Source organism: Caulobacter sp., assembly GCF_039596335.1.
GTDB lineage: Bacteria > Pseudomonadota > Alphaproteobacteria > Caulobacterales > Caulobacteraceae > Caulobacter.
The window spans coordinates 74,510-89,402 of record NZ_JBCNJZ010000010.1; the positions used below are offsets into that span (position 1 = coordinate 74,510).

At 68.5% G+C, this 14,893-nt stretch carries 16 protein-coding genes and 1 tRNA gene; 8 read left to right on the forward strand and 9 right to left on the reverse strand.

The annotated features are described in order from the left end of the window. Positions 1–121: 121 nt before the first annotated feature. Positions 122–244, forward strand: coding sequence for a hypothetical protein (locus tag ABDW31_RS20455; protein WP_343699479.1), 123 nt, complete (start codon positions 122–124; stop codon positions 242–244). 42 nt (positions 245–286) lie between these two features. Here ABDW31_RS20455 and ABDW31_RS20460 read toward each other — a convergent pair whose 3' ends face one another. Further along, the gene (locus ABDW31_RS20460; protein WP_184722672.1) at positions 287–1,213 is read right to left on the reverse strand and encodes an N-formylglutamate amidohydrolase; all 927 of its coding nucleotides are present in this window, start codon (positions 1,211–1,213) and stop codon (positions 287–289) included. A gap of 179 nt (positions 1,214–1,392) precedes the next feature. On the opposite strand from ABDW31_RS20460, the gene cpdR reads away from it, so the two are divergent. The 3 genes from cpdR (at position 1,393) to ABDW31_RS20475 (ending at position 2,524) form a co-directional block, all read left to right on the forward strand. After that, complete coding sequence (gene cpdR / locus ABDW31_RS20465; RefSeq protein ID WP_184722668.1) at positions 1,393–1,749, forward strand: cell cycle two-component system response regulator CpdR; 357 nt, start codon at positions 1,393–1,395, stop codon at positions 1,747–1,749. Between the two features lie 101 nt (positions 1,750–1,850). Continuing rightward, positions 1,851–1,925, forward strand: a tRNA-Val gene (locus tag ABDW31_RS20470). A 230-nt stretch (positions 1,926–2,155) separates the two neighbouring features. Then, positions 2,156–2,524 carry a hypothetical protein gene (locus ABDW31_RS20475; protein WP_184722667.1) on the forward strand — a complete coding sequence of 123 codons (369 nt, stop codon included), beginning with the start codon at positions 2,156–2,158 and terminating at the stop codon, positions 2,522–2,524. Position 2,525: 1 nt separating this feature from the next. Here ABDW31_RS20475 and ABDW31_RS20480 read toward each other — a convergent pair whose 3' ends face one another. Together ABDW31_RS20480 and ABDW31_RS20485 are read right to left on the reverse strand one after the other, a co-directional pair. Next, positions 2,526–2,750 carry a DUF5961 family protein gene (locus ABDW31_RS20480; protein WP_184722665.1) on the reverse strand — a complete coding sequence of 75 codons (225 nt, stop codon included), beginning with the start codon at positions 2,748–2,750 and terminating at the stop codon, positions 2,526–2,528. A 106-nt stretch (positions 2,751–2,856) separates the two neighbouring features. Then, on the reverse strand, positions 2,857–4,839 hold the full coding sequence (locus ABDW31_RS20485; protein ID WP_184722663.1) for a M10 family metallopeptidase C-terminal domain-containing protein: 1,983 nt from the start codon (positions 4,837–4,839) through the stop codon (positions 2,857–2,859). Between the two features lie 254 nt (positions 4,840–5,093). On the opposite strand from ABDW31_RS20485, the gene ABDW31_RS20490 reads away from it, so the two are divergent. Further along, positions 5,094–6,305 (forward strand): OmpA family protein, encoded by a 1,212-nt coding sequence (locus ABDW31_RS20490; RefSeq protein ID WP_184722661.1) that lies wholly within the window; start codon positions 5,094–5,096, stop codon positions 6,303–6,305. A 227-nt stretch (positions 6,306–6,532) separates the two neighbouring features. On the opposite strand, the gene mnmD is transcribed toward ABDW31_RS20490, so the two are convergent. The 3 genes from mnmD to motA all read right to left on the reverse strand — a co-directional run bounded on the left by mnmD (position 6,533) and on the right by motA (position 9,740). After that, positions 6,533–8,284: a tRNA (5-methylaminomethyl-2-thiouridine)(34)-methyltransferase MnmD gene (gene mnmD, locus ABDW31_RS20495; RefSeq protein WP_184722659.1), complete on the reverse strand. Its 1,752-nt coding sequence runs from the start codon at positions 8,282–8,284 to the stop codon at positions 6,533–6,535. A 171-nt stretch (positions 8,285–8,455) separates the two neighbouring features. Continuing rightward, positions 8,456–8,791 carry a hypothetical protein gene (locus ABDW31_RS20500; RefSeq protein WP_184722657.1) on the reverse strand — a complete coding sequence of 112 codons (336 nt, stop codon included), beginning with the start codon at positions 8,789–8,791 and terminating at the stop codon, positions 8,456–8,458. Positions 8,792–8,873: 82 nt separating this feature from the next. Next, the gene (motA, locus tag ABDW31_RS20505) at positions 8,874–9,740 is read right to left on the reverse strand and encodes a flagellar motor stator protein MotA (protein ID WP_184722655.1); all 867 of its coding nucleotides are present in this window, start codon (positions 9,738–9,740) and stop codon (positions 8,874–8,876) included. Positions 9,741–9,875: 135 nt separating this feature from the next. Here motA and ABDW31_RS20510 point away from each other — a divergent pair, with 135 nt between their 5' ends. After that, positions 9,876–11,189 carry an MFS transporter gene (locus ABDW31_RS20510; RefSeq protein WP_184722652.1) on the forward strand — a complete coding sequence of 438 codons (1,314 nt, stop codon included), beginning with the start codon at positions 9,876–9,878 and terminating at the stop codon, positions 11,187–11,189. A gap of 134 nt (positions 11,190–11,323) precedes the next feature. Here ABDW31_RS20510 and ABDW31_RS20515 read toward each other — a convergent pair whose 3' ends face one another. Beyond that, entirely contained in the window at positions 11,324–11,986 is a 663-nt protein-coding gene (locus ABDW31_RS20515) for a helix-turn-helix domain-containing protein (RefSeq protein WP_184722649.1), read from the reverse strand. Positions 11,987–12,157: 171 nt separating this feature from the next. Between ABDW31_RS20515 and ABDW31_RS20520 the strand changes: the two genes are divergently transcribed. Then, on the forward strand, positions 12,158–12,520 hold the full coding sequence (locus ABDW31_RS20520) for a nucleoside transporter (RefSeq protein WP_343699480.1): 363 nt from the start codon (positions 12,158–12,160) through the stop codon (positions 12,518–12,520). A gap of 31 nt (positions 12,521–12,551) precedes the next feature. Here ABDW31_RS20520 and fixJ read toward each other — a convergent pair whose 3' ends face one another. Continuing rightward, positions 12,552–13,175: a response regulator FixJ gene (gene fixJ, locus ABDW31_RS20525; RefSeq protein WP_184722643.1), complete on the reverse strand. Its 624-nt coding sequence runs from the start codon at positions 13,173–13,175 to the stop codon at positions 12,552–12,554. Continuing rightward, positions 13,168–14,655, reverse strand: a complete 1,488-nt coding sequence (locus ABDW31_RS20530; RefSeq protein ID WP_184722640.1) for a PAS domain-containing sensor histidine kinase — start codon at positions 14,653–14,655, stop codon at positions 13,168–13,170. Before ABDW31_RS20530 ends, fixJ begins: the two co-directional genes overlap by 8 nt. A gap of 131 nt (positions 14,656–14,786) precedes the next feature. Between ABDW31_RS20530 and ABDW31_RS20535 the strand changes: the two genes are divergently transcribed. Beyond that, positions 14,787–14,888 carry a hypothetical protein gene (locus ABDW31_RS20535; protein ID WP_184722637.1) on the forward strand — a complete coding sequence of 34 codons (102 nt, stop codon included), beginning with the start codon at positions 14,787–14,789 and terminating at the stop codon, positions 14,886–14,888. The last annotated feature ends 5 nt before the right edge of the window (positions 14,889–14,893 follow it).

Sequence of the window (14,893 nt, forward strand, 5' to 3'; positions counted from 1 at the left end):
CACAACTTCCCGCAGTTAGCATCGTTCGTAAAGCCACGCTGTCCTTGGCATGGTCCCGATCGCGGCGCCGCACCTGCCTCAACCCCGATCTCTCCCGAGATCCTTTTTCAAGGACAGTGTGATGAAGACCCTGCTTCTGGTGGGCGCGATGCTGCTCGCCGCGATCACGGGCGTCGTGCGCGATCCCGCCGGCCTGGCCCAACCCGACGCGCCCTGGGCGCGTATCGTCCATACGGTGCGATGAGCGCCGCGACAGGAAAGGCCCGGACCCGCCTCCGGGCCTTTTCTATTTCAGGTCCGCCAGATCCATCGCCGCCAGGGCGCGGGTCAGGGTCTCGGCGTCGGCGGTCAGCTTGGCCAGGCCCTCGGTCGGCATGCGCGAGGTCTCGTCCATGTAGAGCGAGCGGTTGATCTCGATCTGCAGGGCGTGGGTGCGCTTGGCCGGGCGGCCGTAGTGCTCGGTGGTGTAGCCGCCGGCATAGGGGGCGTTGCGGGCGACGCGGTAGCCCAGGCCTTCCAGCTCGCGCTCGACCAGGCCGGTCAGCTTGGGCGAGCAGGACGCGCCGAAGCGGTCGCCCAGCACGATGTCGCAGGGCCCGCCGCCCCGAGCGCGCTGGCCGTTGGCGGCCGCGGCCGGCATCGAGTGCCAGTCGATCAGGATCGCCACGCCGTGAGCGGCGCGGGCGGCGGCCAGCAGCCGGTCCAGAACGTCATGATAGGGGCGGTGGCCCTGCTCGACCCGGTCGCTGGCCTCGTCGAAGGTCAGCTTGCGGGCATAGATCGGGCGGCCCTCGCCGGCCAGGCGCGGTATGGCCCCCAGCCCCGCCGCCACCCGGGCCGAGCGGCCGCGGGCGTATTCCGGCAGGTCGCCCTCGAACATCGCCGGGTCCATTTCCCAGGGCTCGCGGTTAAGGTCGATATAGGCGCGGGCGAAGCGGGCGCGGATCACCGACGCGCCCCGGCGCGGCGCGGCGGCCACGATCCGGTCGACGAACGAGTCCTCAGAGGTCCGCAGCGTCTCGATCGGCAGGCGGGTCGCCGCGACCATGGCCTCGGGATAGACGTCGCCCGAATGCGGCGAGGCGAACACCAGCGGCGTGGGCGGGGGCGAGCCCGCCGGAGCGGCGCGCATGACCTCGAACGCCGGCCCGCCGAAGGTCTCCAGCAAGCCGGTCGTGGGCTCGTCCGAGGAAAGGGGCCGCCAAGCGCTCATGGGCTGATAATCGAAGTGTCCTTGCGTCGGGTCAAACGACAATGCGCCGCATCGTCCCCAGGCGCCGACATCCGTCCACAGATGTGACCTTGCCCGCGACGTTTAGGTTCATCCCCGATTTACGGACAACGCGCTAAGGTGCCCCCTCAAGCGACGATTTTCCTCGGACACGTGACCTCATGGCCCGCATCCTTCTCGCCGAAGACGACGATTCCCTCCGCGGCTTCCTGGCTCGCGCACTGGAACGCGCCGGTTTCGAAGTCCAGGCCTGCGCCGATGGCGAAGAGGCCGTCCAGCATCTGGAAGCCCCCTGGGACCTGCTGCTGACCGACATCGTCATGCCCGGCATGGACGGTATCGAGGTGGCCCGCCAGGCCGCTGCCCGCGACCCGGGCCTGCGCATCATGTTCATCACCGGCTTCGCCGCCGTGGCCCTGTCCGCCCAGGACCGCGCGCCGGCCGGCGCCAAGGTGCTGTCCAAGCCCGTCCACCTGCGCGACCTGGTCGCCGAGGTGGAAAAAATGATGGCGGCCTAAAAAACTTTCTCAGGCGGCTTGCCTACCGGAAAAGCCGCCGCTATACCCCCACACCTTCCCGGCCGGGACGTTTCTTCGGAAGCGCTTCGGATCGCTTCGGCGGACGCGTAGCTCAGCGGGAGAGCACTACGTTGACATCGTAGGGGTCACAGGTTCAATCCCTGTCGCGTCCACCATTCTCTCTTCTTAAAATCAGTAGAGTAGCCAGCAGCGCAGCGCGCTGCGCCGGGCCATGCGAAGAAGGTCCGTGTCGATGCGGCCAAGCTGCGCGGCTGGAACGACACCCTCCCGGAGGTCGCAATCGGCTGAGGCCGTCCACGGAGTATTTCGCCTCTCTCAGGGCCGGTCCGTCGGGCGCCAATCGGCGTCCAAAGCGTTGAACTCCGGCAATGGCTGGGAGGATAGGATGCTGGACGACTTCATCGACAACCTGATCGCGAAGCTGATGACCGGCGCGGGCCTGATCATGGCCGCCGCTATCGCCGCGGTGACCGGCGCGATGGCCATCTATGCCTTCCTGGCCCCGCACCTGGGTCCGGCCTGGTCATATGTGGTGGTCACGGCCCTGGCGGCCGCCACGGTGGCGATCTGGGGCCTGATGCAGAAGCAGCATCGCGACCGGTCCAAGAAGCCGCCGTTCGAACAGCGGCTGGTCGACCTGATCCAGGCCCATCCTAGCGGCGCCTTCGTCGCGGGCCTGGCCGCCGGCGTGCTGATGAAGGGCAAGCCGGGCCAGGCGCTGGACATTATCCGCGGCAAGTCCAAGGACCGCTAGGTCAGGTCGCGCAGGGCGCGGTCTCGCCGGTGTTCAGGTCGACGCGGAAGCATTGCTCGCGTCCGGTGTCGGCGTCGCGCACCACGACTGCCACCGCATCGTCCTCGTCGGGGTCGCCGCCGTAGTCCTCCAGATAGGCGATGGCGGCGGCCTCGGCCGTCGGCTCGTCGACGGCGCGGGCATGGCGGCCGTGCGGATGGCGGGGACGGACGGTGAAGCTGGGCATGGTGGTCTCCTCGTCAGCACAACGCGCTGGAGCCAGACCGGATTCATCGCGCATGAAAAAGGCGGCGAGCCTAAGCGCGCCGCCGTTCTCTCTAAGGCCCAAGCCTTCAGGTCAGGACCAGATTGTACTCTGGCCTGGCGTAGGTCCCGATCAGGTCCACGCCATAGACATTGTGGGTGACCTGGTCGGCGAAGAAGGCGTCGGCCGACTTGGCGTAGACCCCGACGTTCTCGACCTGGGCGGCGGCCAACAGCCAGCCGACCATCGCCGCCTTGGCGCCCTGGCCGTCGGCAGTGTCCTGGGCGTAATAGGCCAGGTACTGGCCGCGGGTCATGGTCAGGCCGTTGATGCTGACGCTGGCGTCCAGGATGTCGTGCAGCTTCTGGTCGCCGGGCGTGGCCCCGAAGATCGTCGCATAGGCCTTGCGGGTGGCCTCGAACAGCGAGAGGGCGCCGTAGTTGGCGGTGAAGGCCGTGGCGGCCTCGCCGTTCTTGCCCAGGTTCATAGCGAAGTTGATGTAGCGGTTCACCGTGTTGAACCCGTCGTAATAGGCGCTGTTCAGGTTGGTCGGGTTGGGACCGTCCGGGGCCAGCAGATAGTCCATGCCCAGGGTCGTGGGCGTCTTGCCAGTGAAGAACTGGTAGGACAGGGCGGCCACGCCGCTGGTGGCGTCGGCGAGTTTCAGCACCTGAGCGATGGCGGCGTTGTAGTCGCCGCCGGCGGACATGCCGGCCGCCAGGGTCTGGGTGACGGCCTCGGCGCCAGTCGTGAAGGGCGTCAGGCGCAGCACGCTGCTCATGACCGTCGCCACCCGGCTGTCGACCACTGGCGCCAGGCGATCGGAGAAGGCCAGGGTCTCGATATTGATGATGGTGTCGGTGCCGTCCGCGCCGACCGTGTCCTTGATCGACCAGCCGCCGGTGGCCAGCGCATTGATCACATAGCCGGCGAAGCGGCCCGAAAAGCCGGCCACGTCCAGACCGCGACCGCCGTCCAGGATGTCGTTGCCCGCGCCGCCGATGATCTGGTTGGCGACGGCGTTGCCGGTGATGGTGTCGGCCGCCGAGCCGCCGATGGCGTTCTCGATCGTCGCGCCCATGGCGATGGTGACGTTGCCGGTCTGACCGCCGACGCTGGAGAAGAAGCCCTCGCGTAGGTCGATGGTCTGCGGCACGCGGTAGCCGGAGAAGTCCAGGGTGTCGACGCCGCCGGCGTCCCAGACGGCAAAGACCAGCTTGCTCGAGGGCGCGCTGGCCGAGAACACGTCGCGGCCGGCGTTCGAATTGAAGCCGTAGACCGTGTTGCCCGTGCGAGTGGTCATGTTGGCGCCGTAGGCCAGTTGGGCCGCGGCGATGTCGTCCAGCAGCGGGGCCGAGGCGTAGACGCCGCCGAACGCGCCGCCGGTGTTGCCTTCGCCGAAGTAGGACATGACCGTGTACTGACGGCTGTCCTCATAATAGTCGGCGTGGGCGGCGTAGGTCAGGGTCTTGCCGGCCTCGGCGTCGTAGTCGGCCGGGTGGGCCAGGCCGATCGCGTGGCCCAGCTCGTGGACCAGCACCATGCCGCCATAGTTCGTGCCCGTCGGGTTGGCGTTGTAGGCCAGACTGGAATTGACCCAGACATCGCCCGAGCGGCTGCTGATCGCGGTGTTGCCCGGATAGAAGGCGAAGGCGGCCGCGCCGCTCTCGCCCGAGCTGTAGTTGGCGAACAGGATCGAGGCGTCGTTGCTGTAGCCGCCCTCGGCCACGCGCACGAACTTGATGTTGGCCACATCGGACCAGGCTTGCAGCGCTTTCTCGGCCTGCAGGATCTGGGCGGCGTTGAACTGCGAAAAGCCGCTGACGTCATTGGGCATGTCCGACGGCGCGGTGGCGCGGAACGCGTAGGTGACGGTCGCGCCGACATTGAAGGCGTGGGACCAGCCGGGCTCGTTGCGCAGCAGCCGCAGCGCCGCCTCGGGAACCGTCAGACTGGCCTTTCCGGCGACGACGCCGCTGCGCGCATCGGCGTTGACGAAGCCATGAGCCTCGCCATCGTCCGTGATCGTGATGAAGTCAGGATGGTCGTGGGAAAAAAACTCGGTGTGCAAACCGGTACTCCAATCACCTGTCCCCAGAGTATGGCCAACGGCAATTTCCCGTGCAATCTGAGCTATTTGCGACAAGTGAGCGCAGGGCTGCGGCCAAGCTAAGCGTCACCGCATCGTGGCTGTTCCGCCATAATTCTTACATTTGGAGGCCTTCGTGTGGCGCATCGGCCACACCCGAATCCGCATATGGCGCGTTTCGTCGCTGGGTCCCGGGGAAAGTCGGGCCTACGACTTACGTAGCAGAGGGTTTTACAATGAAAATGCGGTTGCTGGTCGGCGTCGCCGTCGTCGCGCTCGGCGCGGCCACGGGCGCTATGGCCCAAAGCGCCACGAGCGGCTGGTACGTCGCGGGCGACGCTGGCGTGCACTGGCCGGACGACGTGAAAGCCACGTCGACCAACAATTATAACTGGAACTTCGGCAGCGATCGCGATTGGACCGCGTTCGGCCGCCTGGGTTACAAGTTCACGCCGAACTGGCGCGTGGAAGCCGAATACGGCTACCGCGGCAGCGACATCACCAGCGTCCGCAGCGACAACGCTTCGGCGGCTCAACCGGTCGGTCTCTGCACGGCCGGCGTGGGTCGCTCGCCCGCCTCGCCGACCTGCGGCGAGCCGAACGGTGAGTTCAAGGCCACCACCCTGATGGCGAATGTCATCTTCGACATGGCCCCGAGCTCGGCGATCAACCCGTTCATCGGCGCCGGCGTTGGTACGGCCTGGGTCCACAACAAGGTGTACGGCCAGCTGGCCGGCGTTCCGGCTGGCGCTGCGCGCTTCCAGAACACCAACTTCGATGACGTCGACCAAGCCTTCGCGATGCAAGGCATCGTCGGCGTGGCCTGGAACATCTCGGACAACTGGGCGCTGGACCTGACCGGTCGCTATCTGCGCACCACCAAGCTGGACTGGGGTTCGACCACTCAGAACGCCGGTCCTCCCGGTGGCCTGATCACCGACGTCGGCACGTTCTCGGGCCGCTACAAGGACAGCTCGGTGACGCTGGGTCTGCGTTACACGTTCGGCTCGGCTCCGCCCCCGCCGCCCCCGCCGCCCCCGCCTCCGCCGCCGCCCCCTCCGCCGCCCCCGCCGCCTCCGCCCCCGCCGCCGCCGGTGGCTCCGGCCTACGAGGCCCGTGAGTTCGTGGTCTACTTCCCGTTCGATCAATCGATCCTGACGCCGGAAGCCCAGGCCGTGGTCCAGCAAGCCGCCGAGTACGCTCGCGGTGGCAGCGCGACCCGCATCGTCGTGACGGGTCACACCGACACCTCGGGTTCGGCCGCCTACAACCAGAAGCTCTCGGAACGCCGCGGTAAGGCCGTCGCCGATGGCCTGGTCAGCCAGGGCATCAACGCCACGACCGTCTCGGTCGACTGGAAGGGTGAAAGCGCTCCGGCCGTCGCTACCGGCGACGGTGTGAAGGAACCGCTGAACCGCCGTTCGACGGTCTCGATCAACTTCCAATAAGGAAGTCTCGCGACTGAGGATCAGGGGCTGGCCGCAAGGCCGGCCCCTTTTTCTTTGGTCGGCGAGGTCGCCAAACGAAAAGACGCTCCCGATGGGGCTCGGGAGCGTCAAATTTCGGCGGACCAAGAGGGCGGAGGACCGCCGAGACGCGATCGGTGTTAAGGGGCCCCGAGCGCGTAGTCCTCGCCCCAGGCGGAGGGCGTCCGCCGTGCGATAACCGTGTTCGACTATACGCCGGTACTCGCGTCAGGCGAGTCGAAACGTCGGGAATTCGCCAGATGCGACAATTGGCGCGGAAGTGGCGACGGAATGCTCAGCGCCTTGGCGACCAGATGCTCGGCCAGCAGCGGCGCCAGGCATAGGCCTCGCGAGCCCAGGCCCGTCAGCACGATGACGCCGTCGTCGCGGATCCCGGCCAGCGGCAGGCGGTCGCTGGTCGTGGCGCGGAGGGCGGCGCGGCCTTCGAACGCCTTGTCCTTCAGCTGCTCGGCCAGGTCCGGCAAGCCCTTGGCCAGGGTGGCGAGGTTGCGCTGGTGGTCCTCGGGCCGGACGTCGGTCTCGATCTGGTCGCGATCGTGGGTGGCGCCGAACAGTACGCCGTCGCGGGTCGGGACCGCATAGCCGCCGAAGGCGACGGCATGGGTCGAGGCCCCGGCCGTCCAGCTGGTCTGGCCGCGCACGGGCTTCAGGCGAACGGCGGGATCCAGCAGGCCCGTCGCCGCGCCGCCGGCCAGGGCTAGGCGATCAGCGCGGACAATGAGCGCGCCCGCGTCGTCCAGCAGCCGCCAGCCGTCGCCGTCGCGCTCCAGGCGGGCGACGCGGCGGCGGACGACCTGACCGCTCCAGGCGGCGGTCACCGCGGGCGGCTCCACGACCAGCGCCGCGCGCATGGCCAAGCCGCCGGCCTCGACAGCCATGGTCCCCGGCTCGAACAGGTCCTGACCGGCAACGGTGGCGAAACGGGCACGGTCGCGCTCGGCGGCGGGCAGCTGCAGCACCTGGCGAGCGATTACCACCTCGGGCGTCTCTTCGTAGAGCTGGACGGCGCGGGCGAAGGCCTGGGCGTACAGCGCCGCGCGCGGGCCGCCGCCGGCGTCGAGGGCGGGGGTGACCAGGCCCGCCGGATTGCCCGAGGCCGCGACGCCGTCCGGATCGTCAATGACCGTGACCGCAAGGCCCTCGGCGCGGGCCGCGCGGGCCAGGGCCGCGCCGGCGATGCCGCCGCCGATGATGGCCAGGCTTTCGGGACGCGGGGCCTCGATACGCTCATCCGGCAGCCAGGCCTCCAGCCGTTCGCGCTTGCGGCCAAAGCCTGGGCGCTTGGCGATCTCGAAGCCGGCCGCCTCCAGGCCCCGTCGCACCGCGCCGGCCACGGTGAAGGTCGCCGCCTTTGCGCCTGGAGCCGAGCGGGTTGCGACGGCGGCCAGGACTTCCTCGCGCCACATGGCGGGGTTCAAGGCTGGAGAGAAGCCGTCCAGGAACCAGGCGTCGGCCGCCCCGTCCCAGGCCTCCAGGGCCTCGACCACGTCCATGACGGCCAGGTCCAGCACGGCGTCGAAGGCAGGCAGCTCCACGCGGTGGAAGCCGCGCGCCTGACCCGGCCAGTGGTCCAGCAGCGCCTGGGCGGCGTCGCCCAGCTCGGGCCAGTGGGCCAGGATGCGGGCGGCCTCGTCGCGGGCCATAGGGTGGGCCTCGATGGAGAAGATGTGCAGGCGACCGCCCTGATGACCATTGGCGGGCTTCTCGCGCCGCCACAGGTCCAGCAGGGCGGCGATGTTCAGGCCCGAACCGAAGCCCAGTTCTCCGACCACGAAGTCGCGCTTGTTCGCGAACCGCTCGGGCAGGCCGCAGCCTTGCAGGAACACCGCGCGGGTCTCGGCCAGGCCGTCGACGCTGGAGAAGTAGACGTCGCCGTACAGGCTGGACTGCGGCAGGCCGTCCTCGCGCCAGACGAGGGGGGAGGGGGCGGTGGGTTCCATCGGCCTGCTAGAGCGCCGCGCAGGCCCGGGCGTCAACGAAAAAGGGCCGCCCTGAGCAGGCGGCCCTTTGATCAGCTTGTCATCCCGGCCGAAGAGCCGGGACCGCAACAAACTCGACGTTTCCGGTGGTCCCGGCTCGGCGCGCTATGCGCTTGGCCGGGATGACAGTCATTAATGCGCGGCCTTCTTCTCCTCCGGAGGCGGGGCGCTGTTGGCGTCGGCCGGGGCGGTCGTCGAGGTCGCGCCGGTGGCGGCGGCGTCGTTGGCGGTCTGAGCAGCGGCGTCGGCGGGATCGACGGGGGCCACGGCGGCGTCGGCGGCGGCCTTGTTGGCGTCGGCGGCGGCCTGGTCCTGGGCCGAGGCGGCGTCGGTCACGGTGCTGGCGTCAGCGGCGGCGGCCTTGGCCGCGGCGCTGTCCTCGTGGCCTTCATCCTTCTTGCCGCAGGCGGCCAGCGACAGGGCCGAGACGGCCATGCCGGCGATCAGGATTTTGCGAATGGTGGTCATGCGGTTTCCCCGTGGATCTTGGTCCAAAGGGAATACCGGTTTGAAAGCCCGCGCAAGCGCAGCGGGCCGCCGACAAGATGTCTTATTCGTTAGGGATCTGCGACAGCGCCTCTTCCAGCTCGGCGAAGCTGGGTTGAGCCGAGCTGGGGACGTTGCCGCGACCGATCTCGACCGAGATCTGAGCGGCGTTGCCATGCAGGTGAGCGACCAGGACGGCCTGGATGATCTTGTAGAAGGCGTGGTCCTCGTCCAGCACCGCGCCCAGGCGCTGGGCCATCGGGCCGACCAGGCCATAGGCCATGAACACGCCCATGAACGTACCGACCAGCGCGCCGCCGATCATGCCGCCCAGGACGGCCGGCGGTTCGGTGATCGAGCCCATGGTCTTGATGACGCCCAGCACGGCGGCGACGATGCCCAGGGCGGGCAGGCCGTCCGACAGCATGGTCAGGGCGTGCGCGGCCTGGTGGGCCTCGTGGTGGTGCTTCTCGAGCTGCTTCTCCATCGCGTCCTCGACCTGGTGGGGATCCTCCAGGTTCATGGTCATCATCCGCAGGGTGTCGCAGATGAAGTCGACGGCGAAGTGGTCGTGAGCGATCTTGGGATAGCGCGAGAAGATCGTGCTTTCCTGCGGCTTCTCGATGTGGGCTTCCAGCGCGATGACGCCCTTGGACTTCATCGTCTTGGTCAGCAGGAACAGCAGGGACAGCAGGTCGCGATAGTCTTGCGGCTTCCACTTGGGACCCTTGAAGATCTTGCCGAAGCCGCCCAGCGTCGCCTTGATCACCGTCATGGAGTTCGAAATCAGGAACGCGGCGATGCCGGCCCCGCCGATGGCCATCAGTTCGTGCGGCGCGGCGTGAATGATCACGTCCATCTTGCCGCCGGAAATAATGTAGCTGCCAAACACCAGGCCGAAGAGCAGCACGATGCCGATGATCTGGAACATGGTGGAAGGCGACCCCGAAAATGACGGGGCATCATCCCGATTAATGATTAATCCAAGGTTCTCGCCGCGATCGGGCATGCAAGGGGCGGCTGCGACAGATTGCGCGTGAAGCTTCCGCGGTCTAACGATTGTTTGATGACTGGCGGGACCCAAGAAGCCCGGGATAACCGGCGCCCTTTCATGATCCTCTTCGGCGTGTCGGTGGCGACCGCCCTGGGGAACACTGGCATGTTGTCGGTGCTGCCCGCCATTGGCCGTGAGATCGGCATCCCCGACGCCATGGTCGCGGCGATTTTCTCGCTGTCGGCGGTGCTGTGGGCGGCGACCTCGCCGTTCTGGGCCCGGCAGTCCGACCTGCGTGGGCGCAAGCCGCTGATCCTGCTGGGCCTGGCGGGCTTCTGCACCTCGATGATCCTGTGCGCGATCGTGGTCTCGGCCGGCCTGCATCACCTGGCGCCGCCGATGGTGATCTTCGTCCTGTTCCTGCTGTGCCGGGCGCTGTTCGGGGCCTTTGGCTCCGCCGCCAATCCGGCCACCCAGGCCTATATGGCCGAGCGCACGACGCGTGAGGAGCGCACCCAGAGCATGGCCACCTTGGCCGGGGCCTTCGGCCTGGGCACTGTGGTGGGGCCGCTGCTGGCGCCGCTGTTCGTGTTGCCGGGCGTGGGCCTGGCCGGACCGATGTTCGCCTTCGCCATCCTGGCCGGGGTGATGCTGGTGGTCGTGCATCGCGGCCTGCCCGAGACGCCGAAGTCCCGGAGCGGCGAGCGTCCGCCCCGCCGACGGCTGGAGCTGCCCTGGCGCGGCGAGAGCGCAGCCCTGTGGCGCGATCCGCGCCTGAAGCCCTTCCTGATCTACGGCTTTTTGGTCGCCTCATGCCAGACGGCCCAGACCCAGACCCTGGGCTTCCTGATCATCGACAAACTGGGCCTGCCCCCCACTCAGGCCCAGGGCTACATCACCCTGGCCATGGCGGCGGGCGCGGTCGCCGGCCTGCTGGCCCAGTGGGGCCTGATCCGCATGTTCCGCATGGGCCCGCGCGAGCTGATGCGCTGGGGCGTGGCGGCGGCGGCGGTGGGCAATATCGTGGTGGCCTTCGCGCCGGACTATGCGGCGGTGGCCATCGGCTATGCGATCGCCAGCCTGGGCTACGGCTTCGCCCGGCCGGGCTTCACGGCGGGCGCGTCGCTGTCGGTCGCGGCCAAGGACCAGGCCGGAGCGGCCGGGGCCATCGCGGCGATCAACGGCCTGAACGTGGTGGTCGCCCCGCTGTTCGTGCTGCTCTACGAGCAGATCGGCTGGGGACCCTTCGTGCTGAACGCCGCCGTGCTAGCGGCGCTGGTCGTCTACGCCCTCCGCCAGGCCCAGCTGCGCTCGGTCAGCCAGGCCGACGCCGACAAGGAAGCGACGCTGGCCGGGCTGGAAAGATCAGATGAGGGTGGGGTGTAACGCTTCTCCCCAAACTCCGCTCATCCCCGCGAAGGCGGGGATCCAAGCGGTGCTTGAGAGGACGTACGGCCGAGCTCCAATGTGCTGCCTCGGCTTGGGTCCCCGCCTTCGCGGGGATGAGCGGCCCTAAAGGTCTAGGCGGTCATCCGCTCCAGGGCCGAGCGGTCCTGCAGCACTACGTGGCGAACGGTGGGCAGGGCGATCAGACCCTCGTCCTGCAGGCTGGTCAGGGTGCGCGACACGGTCTCGATGGTCAGGCCCAGATAGTCGGCCATGTCCTGGCGGCTCATCGGCACGTCCAGCTCGGCCTTGGCGTGGGTGCGCTCGGCGATGTCCAGCAGCAGGCCGGCGACGCGCTCGCAGGCCGAGCGGCGACCCAGCATCAGCACGTGGTCCTGGCTGCGCTGCAGGCCCTCGGCCGTCAGGCGGAAGATGGCGCGGGCTGCGTCGCCGCGCTGGGCGGCCAGGTCGCTGAGAGCGCCGCGGCGGATCATCCGCACGGTGGTGTCGGTCATGGCCTCGGCGGTGACCCGGTGCAGGTCGCTCAGCTCCAGGCCGAAGTGGTCGCCGGCGAAGTGGAATTCGTCGATCTGGCGGCGGCCGTCGCGCAGGATGCGGTAGGTGCGCACGGCGCCCGAGACCACTTGATAGACGTAGTCGGCGGCCTCGCCTTCGCCGAAGATCTCTTCGTCGCGGACGAAGCGCGGGCAGGCGCCCGGCATGCCGAAGACGGCGTCGAGGCCCGTGACGTGAGCGGTCGGTTCAAAGCTTTTGGCGGTGCGGATCGGAGACAACATGGAAACCCCCTGTGACCATCCGGTTATTGCGCCAAAGCAAATGCCGCGAAATTCGGGAGGCTTCCCTAGGGGGGCTACCGCTAAGGGAAACCCCTTAGTGGCCCGTCTTAGGCCCCCTAGGTTTGATCCGGATCAAGGCGTTCGGCGGGCGACTGGCGAAACATGCAACCCATGTGCGACCGGCCCGTCCCGTCGGACGGCGATGCGGTCCGTCCCCTGATCCTCCTGCTGGTGGACGACGAGCCTCTGCGCGAGGCCCTGAAATTCTCGCTGGAGACCGACGGCTACGCGGTCAACGCCCCCGACTGCGTCGACGCCTGCGCCGCCTGCGTCGAGTGCCGGGCGGCGGCCTGTGTGGTGATCGACGATGGCCTGAGCCCGCTGCCGCCGCCGGCCGGCGGGCGTCCCACCATCGTGCTTACCGGCGATCCCGAACGTCTGATCCGCCGCGGCGTGGTCGGGGTGACGGTGGTCGAGAAGCCCCTTCTGGACGACGCCCTGGCGCGTGAGCTTTCGCATCTGCTGCGGGCGTGAAGCGAAAAGGGGCGCCGAAGCGCCCCGTCCGTTATTCTCCCCGCGCCGACAGCGTCATGCGGACCAGGGCCGCCAGATTGTCGGCCTGCATCTTGGTCATCAGCTTGGCACGGTAGATCTCGACCGTGCGCGGGCTGATGCCCAGCTCGCGGGCAATGACCTTGTTGGCGTGGCCGGCGACGACGCCGTCCAGCACCTGGCGCTCGCGCTCGGACAGGGTCTCGATGCGCTTGAGAATGGCGGTCTGGTCGTTGGACGCCGGGGCGGCCTCGACCGACTTGAAGGCGCGGCCCAGGGCGTCGAGCATCCGCGACTCCGAGAACGGCTTCTCGATGAAGTCCACTACGCCCGAGCGCATGGCCTCGACCGCCATGGGGATGTCGCCGTGGCCGGTGATCATCACGATCGGCATCTTGACCTTCAGCGCGCCCAGCCGGGCGACCAGCTCCTGGCCGCTCATCTCGGGCATGCGCACGTCGGTGATGATCACGCCGGGCCGGGCGTCGGCCAGGGCGTCCAGGAAGGCCGGGGCGCTGGCGTAGGCGGCGACCTCGAAGTCGGCGGACTCCAGCAGGAAGGCCAGGGACTCGCGGGCGCTCTCGTCGTCGTCGACCACGTGGACGACCTGGGCGCCAATGGGGGCCGCATCACTCATCGGCTGTCTCCTCATGCTCTTCGAACTGCGCGGCGGGCGGCAGGGTGAAATGGAACACCGCGCCGCCGCCGGGGTTGGCCTCGGCCCAGATCCGGCCGCCATGGGCCTCGATGATCGAGCGCGAGATGGAAAGACCGACCCCCATGCCTTGCGGCTTGGTGGTCATGAACGGCTGGAACAGGCGCTCCAGGATCTCATTGGCGATGCCGGGACCCTTGTCGGCCACGGTGACCCGCGACCAGCCCTCGTCGGTCAGGTCGGTGCTGATCAGGAGGCCGCGCTTGCGGGGCTCCTCGGACTGCATGGCGTCGATGCCGTTGCGGATCAGGTTCAGCAGCACCTGCTGCACCTGGACCCGGTCGGCGAATACCGCGTCGGCCTGGGGCGCCAGGTTCAGGCGCACGTCGACCTGGCGCTCCTTCTCGCCGATCAGAGCCAGGGCGCTAGCCTCTTCGATCAGCTTGGACAGGCTCTCGACCGCCCGTTCGCTGGCCCCGCGGCGCACGAAGTCGCGCATGCGGTGGATGACCTCGCCGGCCCGCAACGCCTGGGCGGCGGCGCGGTCGATGGCGTCGCGCACCTTGGCCTGATCGGCCTCGCGGCCCCGGTCCATCAAGCGACGCGAACCGGTCAGCAGGTTGGCGATGGCCGACAGCGGCTGGTTCAGTTCGTGGGCCAGGGTCGAGGCCATCTCGCCCATGGCCGTCAGGCGCGAGACGTGGACCAGCTCGTTCTGCAGCTCCTGCAGGCGGGTCTCGGTCTCCTGGGTCTCGGTCAGGTCGCGGACAAAGCCGGTATAGGAGGGGACGGGGCCCTTGGTCTCGCCGACCGCCAGCTCCATGGGGAAGGTCGTGCCATCCTTGCGCGCCCCGACCACGACCCGGCCCGCGCCGATGATCCGCTTGTCGCCGGTGCGGTGATAGCGCTGGATGTAGCCGTCGTGGGCCGAGCGGTAGGGCTCGGGCATCAGCATCTCGACGTTCTTGCCGATCACCTCCTGGGCGGTCCAGCCGAACATCCGCTCAGCGGCGGGGCTGAACGACGTCATGATCCCGGCCCGGTCGATGACCACCACCCCGTCGGGCACAGTGTCGAGGATTGAGCGCAGGTGGTCGTTGATCGAGGCCGCCCGGCGCCGCGCGGCGTGGAACCAGCCGCCGCCGATGGCCATGCCGAAGCCGACCGACAGGAAGATCGCCGCCGACAGGCCGCTGACCAGATCGAACGGGATCTCGCGCGTCACCCACCAGACCGTGCCCCAGGCAAAGGTCGTGGCGAAGATGCCGGGGCCGAGGCCCCCTAGCGCCGCGGCGACCAGCACGGCTGGCACGAACAGCAGGAACGACGAGGGCGCGGTGAAGGCCTCGGGCAGATAGAGGCGCGCGGTCGCCGTCGCCATCACCGCCGCGAAGGCGGCCAGATAGGCGGTCGGGTGCGGATCGCTATAGAGGGTCGAGGACAGGCCCCGGGTCGGCGTCATCGGCGGGCCCACTCCAACTGAATTCCCGTCGAGGGACTTGGAGCCCTTATAGCCGGGCGCAATTGACGAAGGTCAAGGCGGGGAAGAGGTCGGGAGAACACTGTCGGGTCTTCAAGCAATGGAGACGTTTCATGACTGGCGGTCAAACGGCTTATCTCGGACTGGTGATCGCGGCTTTCGCAGCTTTCGCCGTGGTTCTGTTCGTCACCCACATTCGAGTGAACCTGAAATAGCGCGT

Bases quoted from the DNA above. Each gene is read 5' to 3' on its own strand.
- ABDW31_RS20455 (WP_343699479.1), top strand. From the start codon at position 122: ATGAAGACCCTGCTTCTGGTGGGCGCGATGCTGCTCGCCGCGATCACG.
- ABDW31_RS20460 (WP_184722672.1), bottom strand. From the start codon at position 1,213: ATGAGCGCTTGGCGGCCCCTTTCCTCGGACGAGCCCACGACCGGCTTG.
- cpdR (WP_184722668.1), top strand. From the start codon at position 1,393: ATGGCCCGCATCCTTCTCGCCGAAGACGACGATTCCCTCCGCGGCTTC.
- ABDW31_RS20475 (WP_184722667.1), top strand. From the start codon at position 2,156: ATGCTGGACGACTTCATCGACAACCTGATCGCGAAGCTGATGACCGGC.
- ABDW31_RS20480 (WP_184722665.1), bottom strand. From the start codon at position 2,750: ATGCCCAGCTTCACCGTCCGTCCCCGCCATCCGCACGGCCGCCATGCC.
- ABDW31_RS20490 (WP_184722661.1), top strand. From the start codon at position 5,094: ATGAAAATGCGGTTGCTGGTCGGCGTCGCCGTCGTCGCGCTCGGCGCG.
- mnmD (WP_184722659.1), bottom strand. From the start codon at position 8,284: ATGGAACCCACCGCCCCCTCCCCCCTCGTCTGGCGCGAGGACGGCCTG.
- ABDW31_RS20500 (WP_184722657.1), bottom strand. From the start codon at position 8,791: ATGACCACCATTCGCAAAATCCTGATCGCCGGCATGGCCGTCTCGGCC.
- motA (WP_184722655.1), bottom strand. From the start codon at position 9,740: ATGTTCCAGATCATCGGCATCGTGCTGCTCTTCGGCCTGGTGTTTGGC.
- ABDW31_RS20510 (WP_184722652.1), top strand. From the start codon at position 9,876: ATGACTGGCGGGACCCAAGAAGCCCGGGATAACCGGCGCCCTTTCATG.
- ABDW31_RS20515 (WP_184722649.1), bottom strand. From the start codon at position 11,986: ATGTTGTCTCCGATCCGCACCGCCAAAAGCTTTGAACCGACCGCTCAC.
- ABDW31_RS20520 (WP_343699480.1), top strand. From the start codon at position 12,158: ATGTGCGACCGGCCCGTCCCGTCGGACGGCGATGCGGTCCGTCCCCTG.
- fixJ (WP_184722643.1), bottom strand. From the start codon at position 13,175: ATGAGTGATGCGGCCCCCATTGGCGCCCAGGTCGTCCACGTGGTCGAC.
- ABDW31_RS20530 (WP_184722640.1), bottom strand. From the start codon at position 14,655: ATGACGCCGACCCGGGGCCTGTCCTCGACCCTCTATAGCGATCCGCAC.
- ABDW31_RS20535 (WP_184722637.1), top strand. From the start codon at position 14,787: ATGACTGGCGGTCAAACGGCTTATCTCGGACTGGTGATCGCGGCTTTC.